We start from the raw sequence: 7,860 nt of genomic DNA on the forward strand, positions 1-7,860 counted from the left end.
ACCCCAACCCCTCTCCCGGGGGGAGAGGGGCTTACTGCGTCATCGGCTGAAGCCGCTCCTGCAAGCGCATCCCGGTCTTTGCGCTACACCGCAGTGTTTGGATCGCCGTCGTATCAGCGCAGCTGCAGCAGCTCGCGCAAATCATTCATCAGCAACACCACGTCGGCGCTGGCCAGATCCAGATCGCGCGGATAGCCGTAACGTACCAGCGCCACCGGCATGCCGGCGGCGTGGCCGGCCTGCAGGTCGGTCCCCGAATCGCCGACCATCAGGCAGCGCGCCGGCGGCTGCGCGAACTGCTGCGCCAGGTGCAGCAGCGGCGCCGGGCTGGGCTTGCGCTCGGGCAGGCTGTCGCCGCCGAGCACCGCAGAGAACAGATCGGCCACGCCCAGATGGCGCAACAGCGGCGGCACCATCGCCGACGGCTTGTTGGTGCACAGCGCCAGCGTCACGCCATCCGCATGCAACTGCGTCAGCGCCTCGGCCGCGCCGGGATACAGCCGCGGACTGCGCAACAGGCATTCGGCGTAGTGACGCATGAAGGTCGGCATCACCGTCTCGAGCGGCGTGGCGTCGCCGGCATGCCGCCAGGCGCTCTCGACGAGTTTGCGCACGCCCTCGCCGATCCAGCCCAGCACGGTCGCCTCCGGCACGCGCGGCAGGCCGAAGTCGGCCAGGGTGCGGTTCAGCGCCTCGGCGATGTCGGCGCCGCTGTCGACCAGGGTGCCGTCCAGGTCGAACACCACCAATGCATAAGGAAATGTCATGTCGTGCCAACACAGGGAAACAAGTGCGCATTGTAGGTGGCGCAATGTCGGACGCGGTTGCGACGCGCGCGCGGGCGCGGCGCGGAAGCTGCCTTCGCTGACACGCGATTGCGACCACGCCACGCCCGCTGCGGCAGCGCCGTGACGGCGACCGAGCGCGCGAACCGCGCTCACGCGATCCATCCCGGCCCGAGTCAACCGCTCGATCCCTGCGCTCGCGCGCACGACACCCGAGAACATCACCGGTTGGCGATCCCCACCCATGTTTCAATCCACGCATCCGTGAGGACGCGACCAGGTCGATCCGCGTGCCGGAGGATGAAGTCGCTGTTTCAACCCGAGCAGCATGCCCCTGTGGGAGGGACTTCAGTCCCGACGCGGGAGCGACGGCCAGGTTCTCGGCCTGCACCCACATCCCATGATTGTTTCAACACACGCACGCGAGAGTGTGCGACCGCTTACGCTGTGCTTGCTGACCGACTCGATGTGCTTTCAATCCACGCCCCCGCAAGGGCGCGACACAGACCCGCCGTCGCCGCACCGTAACCCCAGGTGTTTCAATCCACGCACCGCTCAGGGCGCGGCGATAAAGGGTACGACAGTCTCCCGTGGCACACGTTCCCATGCAATCAGCCGGGAAGGCAGTCTCCCAGGCAACGCCACCGCCTCAACCGAACAAGCGCCCCTGCGCCTGCCCCGGCTCGCGCTCGTGGAAGCCGGACAGGCCGACGCCGACCAGGCGGTAGCGGGTGGAGGCCGGCAGGTCCACCCGCTCGCGCAGCGCCAGGGCGATGTCGATCAAGGCCTGCAGCGAGTCCGGCGGCTGCTCCGGGGTGAAGCTGCGGGTGAGGATGCGGAACTGCGCGGTCTTCAGCTTCAGCACCACGGTGCGCGCGATGCGCTCGGTGCGGCGGGTGGCGTTCCAGGTCTTCTCGGCCAGTTGCCGGATCGCCGGCTCCAGCGCCTCCAGCGCCAGGTCTTCGGCGAAGGTGTCCTCGGAGGAGATCGACTGCACCGGCTGGTCCGATTCCACCGGGCGTTCGTCGATGCCGCGCGCGCGCTGGTACAGACGCAGGCCGAAGCTGCCGAAGCGCGCTTCCAGTTCCGCCTCGCTGCGCGCGCGCAGATCGCCGACGGTGGCGATGCCCAGTTCCGCCAGCTTGGCCTCCATCACCTTGCCCACGCCGGGCACCTTGTTCACCGGCAATGGCGTCAGGAACGCTTCCACGCGATGCGGGCGGATCACGAACTGGCCGTCGGGCTTGCGCCAGTCCGAGGCGATCTTGGCCAGGAACTTGTTCGGTGCGATGCCGGCCGAGGCGGTCAGTTCGGTTTCGGCGCGGATCTGCGCGCGGATGGTCTGGGCGATCTCGGTGGCGGTGCGCAATTCGCCCTTGGGCGCGGTGACGTCTAGGTAGGCCTCGTCCAGCGACAGCGGCTCGATCAGGTCGGTGTGGCGCTGGAAGATCTCGCGCACCTGCCGCGACACCGCCTTGTAGCGGGCGAAATCCGGCGGCACGAAGATCGCGTCCGGGCACAGCCGCTCGGCACGCAGCGCCGGCATCGCCGAGCGCACGCCGAACACGCGCGCCTCGTAGGAGGCGGCGCACACCACCGAGCGCATGCCGCGCCAGGCCACCACCACCGGCTTGCCGCGCAGCGCAGGATCGTCACGCTGCTCCACGGACGCGTAGAACGCGTCCATGTCGACGTGAATGATCTTGCGCATCGACCCCATACCCTACGCCTGCGAACGGTGTGCGCATGATAAGCCCCGCGCTGCGCACGGACTGAGAATGCGCGCCTTGATCCGGCGCAGTGCGCGCGCCACCGCCGCTGCCGACACTACGCGTGCGTACGGATAAAACGTTTGATTGAACGCGCAGGGCTCATGCACTCTTGCGCGCCTCGACTGTCTCGCCTGGAAATCTTCCGCTCATGAGTCGTCTGTCCTCCTATTCGCGCGAGCAATTGCTCGCCAGCGCACGCGGCGAGTTGTTCGGCGCCGACGCCGCGCGCCTGCCCAACGATCCGATGCTGATGTTCGACCGCATCGTCGCCATCGACGAGACCGGCGGCGCGCACGGCAAGGGCGTGATCCGCGCCGAACTGGATATCCGCCCGGACCTGTGGTTCTTCGGATGCCATTTCATCGGCGATCCGGTGATGCCCGGCTGCCTGGGCCTGGATGCGATGTGGCAGTTGACCGGCTTCTTCCTGACCTGGCTGGGCGCGCCCGGCCGCGGCCGCGCGCTGGGCGTGGGCGAAGTGAAGTTCACCGGGCAGGTGCTGCCCACCGCCAAGCAGGTGGTGTACGAGATCGACATCAGCCGGGTGATCAACCGCAAGCTGGCGATGGCGGTGGCCGACGGCCGCATGTCGGTGGACGGGCGCGAGATCTATACCGCCAAGGACCTGCGCGTGGGCCTGTTCACGTCGACGGAGGCATTCTGATGCGGCGCGTGGCAATTACCGGAATGGGCATCACGTCGTGCCTGGGCAACGACCTGGACAGCGTGTCGCGCGCCTTGCGCGAAGGCCGCGCCGGCATCCGCCATAGCCCGCAGGCGGTCGAGGCCGGCCTGCGCAGCCAGATCGGCGGCGATGTGCAACTGGACCTGGACGCGGCGATCGACCGCAAGCTCAAGCGCTTCATGGGCGACGCCTCGGCCTACGCCTACCTGGCGCTGCGCGATGCGCTGGCCGATGCCGGCCTGGACGAGGCGGCGATCAGCGACCCGCGGATCGGCCTGATCGCCGGCTCCGGCGGCGGCTCCAGCCATTGGCAGGTGGAAGCGGCGGATCTGCTGCGCAACCGCGGCGTGCGCAAGGTCGGCCCGTACATGGTGCCGCGCACGATGTGTTCGGCGGTGTCGGCGAGCCTGGCCACCGCGTTCAAGATCAAGGGCGTGAGTTACTCGTTGTCGGCCGCATGCGCGACCTCGGCGCACTGCATCGGCGCGGCGGCGGACCTGATCCGCCACGGCCAGCAGGACGTGATGTTCGCCGGCGGCGGCGAAGAACTGGACTGGACCATGAGCCTGATGTTCGACGCCATGGGCGCGCTGTCCACCGGCTTCAACGACACACCGGCGGTGGCCTCGCGGCCCTACGACGCCGCGCGCGACGGCTTCGTCATCGCCGGCGGCGGCGGCATGCTGGTGCTGGAGGACTACGACCATGCGGTGGCGCGCGGCGCGCGCATCCACGCCGAACTGGTCGGCTACGGCGTGACCTCCGACGGCGCCGACATGGTGGCCCCGTCCGGCGAAGGCGCGGTGCGCTGCATGCGCATGGCGCTGCAGGGCGTGGACGCGCCGATCGACTACCTCAACACCCACGGCACCTCGACGCCGCTGGGCGACGTCACCGAGCTGGACGCGGTGCGTGCGGTGTTCGGCGACGCGGTGCCGCCGCTGTCCTCGACCAAGGCGCTGTCCGGGCATTCGCTGGGCGCAGCCAGCGTGCACGAGGCGATCTACTGCCTGCTGATGCTGCGCGACGGCTTCATCGCCGGCTCGGCCAATATCGACACGCTGGATCCGCGCGCCGAGGGCTTCCCGATCGTGCGCGAAAGCCGCGACGCGGACTTGCGCACGGTGATGTCCAACAGCTTCGGCTTCGGCGGCACCAACGCCGCGCTGGTGTTCGCCAAGATCTGAGTGAGGCCATGCTCCGCCGCTGCCGGCAACGGCAGCGTGCCGCGCGTCAACGCTCCAATTGCCGGACGTCGCGACGTCCGGCGTCATCGTCCTTGTGCGCTTCCGGCTTGGTGGGTGGCGCTGAAGGCGGAGGCGGTGGAGGCGGTGGCGGTCGCGGTGGCGAACTCGGCTTCGGCGGATGCCGCTCGACCCACTGGATCGTCGCCGGCGTGGGCGGCCAGGATGGCGATGCCGATGGCGCAGACGCAGGCGGCGGCACCGGCTGCAGTCCCATCGATTCGCGCTGGCGGCGGTCGCTGTCCTGGCGTTGCAGTTCCTTCGCCAGTTCCTTGTTGTAGCGGGGATTGAGCGCGTCCGGCGGCGGGATCTGATGCATCCGCTCGCCCGGCGGCGTCCATGCCGGCGTGGCGCTCACGGCCTCGGACGCGGACGCCTGCGGTGGAGGGGGCGCCCGCCATTGCGGCGCCAACTGCCGCTGCAGCGGTGCCGGGATCTGCGTTGGACCAGCGGCAGTCGCCGCGCTTTCCAGCGGGCGGTAACGCGCGCGTTCGCGTGCCCACGGCTGGCCGCGATAGTGCGTGTCCCAGTAGCGGTCCAGCGCGAAGCCGACCGTGGGCACACCGAGCGAGGCACCGGGCGCGACGCCCTGCCCCTGTTCGTGAAAGTCGATCGCACCAGCCGGCAGCCAGCCGCGTTTCTCGCGCCAGCTGACATCGCACCAGGCCCAATCCCGTGTGCAGCCATGCACCTGCAACGCGTCGTCGGTGGCCGGCGTGGCCACGCGCGGATACTCCGGCGCCGGGCCGGCGCGCAGGCTGGCGCCGATGCGCACCGTGCCGCTGCCGTCCTGCGCCAATGCCGGCGCGGCCATGCCCAACAGCAACGGCGTCCACCACCCTGCTCGCCTCATGCGGTCCTCCTTGTGCAGTGCGGCGGTGTCCTGCGCCGCGGTCGCGGCGGCGAAGATCGCCGTGCCGCTGTGCTGTGTTCTAGCACAGAGGAGCTGGGATTCGGGATTCGGGATTCGGGATGATCAGTCTGCGGCTGTTGAAAGCCGGGAATCGGGACGGCAGCGTAGTCCGCGGAGTACAACCGCTGCAAAGAGATCCAGTGCGCCGATAAAAACAGCTGCTTTTGTGGGAGGGGCTTCAGCCCCGACGGGCTTTCCCGGGAAAGCCCGTCGGGACTGAAGTCCCTCCCACAGTGCAATCGCAACCACTACGCTTGCGCAGGAAAATCTCGAATCCCGGCTTTCAACAGCCGCAGGCTGTCATCCCGAATCCCGAATCCCGAATCCCGGCTTATCCGGCCATGCCGCTGTGCCGCAGCAACGCCTCCAGCTCCGGCGCACGGCCACGGAAGGCAGTGAAGTTCTCCAGCGCCGGGCGGCTGCCGCCGCGCGAGAGGATCTCGCGCAGGAAGCGCGCGCCGGTGTCCGCCAACTGGTCAGGCGCTTCCTCGAATGCGGCATAGGCGTCGGCGCTGAGCACCTCGGCCCACTTGTAGCTGTAGTAGCCGGCCGCATAGCCGCCGGCGAAGATGTGGTTGAACTGGTGCGGGAAACGGTTCCACGCCGGCGGCCGGTTCACCGCCACGGCGTCGCGCACGCGCTCGAGCAACTGCAGCACGCTGTCGGCCTGCGCATCGAAGTCGTGGTGCAACTGCATGTCGAACAGCGCGAACTCGAGCTGGCGCACCGTGAACATGCCGCTCTGGTAGTTCTTCGCCGCGAGCATCTTGTCGAACAGCGCGCGCGGCAGCGGTTCGCCGCTGTCCACGTGCGCGGTCATCGCCTGCAGGCGCAGCCATTCCCAGCAGAAGTTCTCCATGAACTGGCTGGGCAGTTCCACCGCGTCCCACTCCACGCCGTTGATGCCGGCCACGCCCAGTTCGCCGACCTGGGTCAGCAATTGGTGCAGTCCATGGCCCATCTCGTGGAACAGGGTGGTGACCTCGTTGTGGGTGAAGGTGGCCGGCTTGCCGTCGCTGCCGCGGCCGAAATTGCACACCAGGTACACCAGCGGGGTCTGCACGCCGTCGGCGCGTTCGCGGCGGTTGCGGCAGTCGTCCATCCAGGCGCCGCCGCGCTTGCCTTCGCGTGCGTACAGATCCAGGTAGAACTGCCCGACCAAGCGCCCCTGCGCGTCGCTGAGGCGGAAGAAGCGCACGTCCGGATGCCACACCGGCGCGCTGTCGGCCTCCACGCGCAAGCCGTACAGGTCGTGGATCAGGCCAAACAGGCCGTCCAGCACCTTGGGCTCGGTGAAGTAGCGCTTCACCTCCTGCTCGGAGAAGCTGTAGCGCGCCTGCTTCAGTTTTTCGCTGACGTAGGCCAGGTCCCAGGCTTCCAGCGTGTCCAGGCCCAAGTGCTCGCGCGCGAATGCCTCCAGTTCGGCGCGGTCGCGCTGCGCGTAGGGCTTGGCGCGTGCGGCCAGATCGTGCAGGAAGTCCAGCACCTGCGCCGGATCTTGCGCCATCTTCGTCGCCAGCGAATACTCGGCGTAGCTGGCGAAGCCGAGCAGCGCCGCCAGTTCGCCGCGCAGGGCGAGGATGCGGCCGATCGCCGCGCTGTTGTCCAGCGCCGCATCGCCGAACTCCGAGGCGCGGATCGCGTTGGCACGGTACAGCGTCTCGCGCAGGGCGCGGTCTTCGGCGTACATCTGCACCGGCAGATAGCAGGGCATCTGCAGGGTCAGCTTCCAGCCCGCCTGGCCGTCGCGCTCGGCCGCCGCACGCGCGGCGGCGATGCTGTCCTCGGGCAGGCCGGCCAGGCGCGCCGGGTCGTCGACCAGCAGCGACCACGCATCGGTGGCATCAAGCACATTCTGCGAGAACTTGGCCGACAGCGCCGACAGTTCTTCCTGGATCGCGGCGAAGCGCTGCTTGTCGGCCTCGCCCAGTTCGGCGCCGCCCAGGCGGAAATCGCGCAGCGCGTTGTCCAGCACCTTGCGCTGCGCCGAGCCAAGCGCGGCCGCGTCCGGCGATTGCGCCAGCGTGCGGTACTGCGCGAACAGCGCCAGGTTCTGTCCAAGCGCGCTGGAGAAGCGCGTCATCTTGGGCAGGTTGGCGTTGTAGGCCTCGCGCAGCGCCGGCGTGTTGACCACCGCCTGCAGGTGGCTCACCTGGCCCCAGGCACGCCACAGGCGCTCGGTGGCGTCGTCCAGCGGCGCCACGAAGCTGTCCCAGCGCACCGGCGCCACCGTCTCGGCGGCGGCCACGGCGGCCTCGGCCTGCGCCAGCAGCGTGTCGATCGCCGGGCCGATGTGCTCGGGCTGGATCGCATCGAAGCGCGGCAGGCCGGAAAAATCGAGCAGGGGATTGGTCATCGCGGAAGTCTCGGTAGCGGGGGAAAGACCGGCGCGGCCGGCCACGAAAAGCAGATGGCGGTCAGTCCAGCGCAGCACAAGGCAGCGGCGGCAGGCCGGCGCCGG

General features: G+C 69.1%; 6 protein-coding genes. 2 read left to right on the forward strand and 4 right to left on the reverse strand.

Features of this window, described 5'->3' with window-relative positions:
* Positions 1-113 precede the first annotated feature (113 nt).
* Both gph and dinB read right to left on the reverse strand, forming a co-directional pair.
* Complete coding sequence (gene gph, locus D180_RS06570) at positions 114-767, reverse strand: phosphoglycolate phosphatase (protein WP_043090570.1); 654 nt, start codon at positions 765-767, stop codon at positions 114-116.
* Positions 768-1,434: 667 nt separating this feature from the next.
* Positions 1,435-2,505: a DNA polymerase IV gene (gene dinB / locus D180_RS06575; protein ID WP_198526519.1), complete on the reverse strand. Its 1,071-nt coding sequence runs from the start codon at positions 2,503-2,505 to the stop codon at positions 1,435-1,437.
* A gap of 200 nt (positions 2,506-2,705) precedes the next feature.
* Between dinB and fabA the strand changes: the two genes are divergently transcribed.
* Together fabA and fabB are read left to right on the forward strand one after the other, a co-directional pair.
* Positions 2,706-3,221 (forward strand): 3-hydroxyacyl-[acyl-carrier-protein] dehydratase FabA, encoded by a 516-nt coding sequence (gene fabA / locus D180_RS06580; RefSeq protein WP_017908912.1) that lies wholly within the window; start codon positions 2,706-2,708, stop codon positions 3,219-3,221.
* A complete protein-coding gene (fabB, locus tag D180_RS06585; protein ID WP_043090571.1) occupies positions 3,221-4,429 on the forward strand; it encodes a beta-ketoacyl-ACP synthase I in 1,209 nt (402 codons plus the stop codon). Before fabA ends, fabB begins: the two co-directional genes overlap by 1 nt.
* Before the next feature lie 46 nt (positions 4,430-4,475).
* Here fabB and D180_RS06590 read toward each other — a convergent pair whose 3' ends face one another.
* Positions 4,476-5,339 carry a hypothetical protein gene (locus D180_RS06590; protein ID WP_232760365.1) on the reverse strand — a complete coding sequence of 288 codons (864 nt, stop codon included), beginning with the start codon at positions 5,337-5,339 and terminating at the stop codon, positions 4,476-4,478.
* A 391-nt stretch (positions 5,340-5,730) separates the two neighbouring features.
* On the reverse strand, positions 5,731-7,755 hold the full coding sequence (locus D180_RS06595) for a M3 family metallopeptidase (RefSeq protein WP_017912170.1): 2,025 nt from the start codon (positions 7,753-7,755) through the stop codon (positions 5,731-5,733).
* Between the last annotated feature and the right edge of the window lie 105 nt (positions 7,756-7,860).

Source organism: Xanthomonas sp. SHU 166, assembly GCF_000364685.1.
Lineage (GTDB): Bacteria > Pseudomonadota > Gammaproteobacteria > Xanthomonadales > Xanthomonadaceae > Xanthomonas_A > Xanthomonas_A sontii.